Source organism: Pedobacter sp. HMWF019 (genome assembly GCF_003061025.1).
Taxonomy (GTDB): Bacteria; Bacteroidota; Bacteroidia; order Sphingobacteriales; family Sphingobacteriaceae; genus Pedobacter.
In genome coordinates this window covers 1-2,314 of the sequence record NZ_QAIL01000520.1, presented here as the reverse complement: position 1 = coordinate 2,314, position 2,314 = coordinate 1, and the positions used below count along the sequence as shown (strand labels likewise).

Annotated in this window: 2 protein-coding genes; both read left to right on the top strand. The window is 34.8% G+C overall.

What is annotated here, in order from left to right:
- The first annotated feature begins 371 nt into the window (after nt 1–371).
- Nucleotides 372–968, top strand: coding sequence for an RNA polymerase sigma factor (locus DBR11_RS26125; protein ID WP_108555505.1), 597 nt, complete (start codon nt 372–374; stop codon nt 966–968).
- A gap of 230 nt (nt 969–1,198) precedes the next feature.
- Entirely contained in the window at nt 1,199–2,182 is a 984-nt protein-coding gene (locus DBR11_RS26120) for a FecR family protein (protein ID WP_108555504.1), read from the top strand.
- Nucleotides 2,183–2,314 lie beyond the last annotated feature (132 nt).

Genomic DNA, 2,314 nt, shown 5'->3' with positions numbered 1-2,314 from the left:
GAGTCTTGATAGCAAACAGCTTTATTTAAGTCAGACATAATTACATTATTCTATATCCAATATTAAATAAAAATTTCCTTAAAAAACTATTAATGTAATTTTTTAAATACAAATATGTTAAATGGCTATCTATTTTTGTTTTCAATTTCAATCTTTACGAAAGGAACCTATATCAATTATAGAAGGGTTTAATCGGGCAAAGCGGCCCTTGAATTGGTCATTTATAAGCCCGAAATCCAAGTTGTATAACAGAGGTATTCAGCTTTCCTTCGAAAAAAATATGAAGTTCTGTTTTATTGAATAAAAAAATAACCACTAAAACAGATCATAACAATGGCTTAATACAGCATTGTTTAGTTTTGCTCCATCACATGAGAAATCAAAAATCTGACAAAGAGCTATTAGAAGACATAGGTAAAGGTTACGAAACTGCCTTCCAATACTTGTTTGACCGTCACTGGAATACGCTTTACACTTTTGTTTATAGGCTAATCAAAGATGAAGATCAAACTAAGGACATTCTACAAAATATATTTCTGGAAATCTGGAATAAGAAGGAGATCTTACTCATCGAGGAGTCAATCCTCCCTTATCTCTATAAAATTGCTAAAAATGACGTGATGTCTCTATTTCGTAGAAATAGAGTTCGTTTAGATGGACATGAGGTATTAATTCGTAATTTAAAAAAATCTTCTGCTGCCGATGATGGTATAATCGTAAGACAGTTACAAGAAGTTATTGATTTAGAACTCGCAAAAATGCCTTTAAATATGCGGCAATGCTTTCAACTCAGTAAATATGAACATAAATCTATCAGGGAAATTGCACTGGAGCTGATGTTATCAGAACAAACGGTGAAAAATAATATTTCTGAGGCCTTAAAGAGATTAAGATTTTGCCTGAATAACGAATCCCTGGGTTATATGAGCATGTTAATCACCATCTTATTAAACTTATCATTAAATTAATATTTATTAATAATCCTTTCCAAAGATATTTTGACCTAGCCCATAGGACAATCAACAAATGGCTTAACCAGGCAATCTGAAATGCGAACTTAGCATTTTCTACCATGAATTTAATTCTTCCAGAATGCCTCCAGATTATTGAGCATGTTAATCCCTACCTCAATAAACTTAATCCAATCTTAACATTAAATTAAAGTACTTTTTGGCTCATCAAACGCTTTATAGGCGAGATGAAAATTAAAGGGGACAAATACTTACAAAAGAAATTCGAGCAATATCAGGCTGGGGAGTTAAGCGATCTGGAAAAAAGCATTGTAGATGACTGGTTTGAGAAAAAAAAGAAGGGTGATCCCCTATCTATTCACGCCAATCGGCTTCTGGCAGAACAACTCCGTTCCACATTATATAGCGGGATTCAGTACCGTATTCAGCATCAGGACAAAAAACAAAATCCAATCAAATGGCTAAAAATTGCCTGTATGCTGTTTTTAATTTCTGGTGTATGTGTCTTTACTTTTCGTCAATTAAAGCAACCAAAACAGGATAAACAAGAGCTGGTTAGGATTTTCAGCACAGCGAATAGTCAGCACAAAAGAATAATCTTAGAGGATGGTACGCAGATCTGGCTAAATGCTGCTACAAGATTAAGCGTAGCTGCCGATTTCACCAACTCCAACTTCAGAAAAGTATATCTGGAACATGGGGAAGCTTTTTTTCAAGTCAAAAAAGATAGAAGCAGACCTTTTAAAGTCATTACACAGAATTTTACAACGACAGTTTTGGGAACATCTTTTAACATCAAATCTTATGCTGAACTGAATACTTATAACGTAGCTGTCACATCAGGAAAAGTAAAAGTAGATTACCTTGGTAAACCGCTTGCGAAAGGTTTAACACCTAACGAGGTATTAACTTATAACCTGCTGACAGAACAAAAAACGATCCATAAGCAAGAGGTCAGTTTATTGAGCAAATGGAAATCAAACAACTCTGTTTACCTGGATAATCTAACGCTTGCTCAGATCGGCATTGCGCTTTCCAGAAAGTACAATCTTCAAGTCAAGGTAACCAATCCGCAACAAGACAAGAAAACATATACCCTGTACCTGGCAAACCAGCCAATACAACAAGCCGTTCAGCGAATAGCTTTGCAAACGGGTATGAGCTATCAATTAACAAGTCACACCTTAATTCTTAACCCAAATCCATTTTAGATGTAGAAAAATTATATATAAAAGCCGAAAGTGTTCCCGCACTCCCGGCCTCAGTCAGCGCTGAAGCAGCCCTGCCTTATTCAATTAACTCTTAGAATTAATCAAAGCAATTAAATATGCAACATTATTACC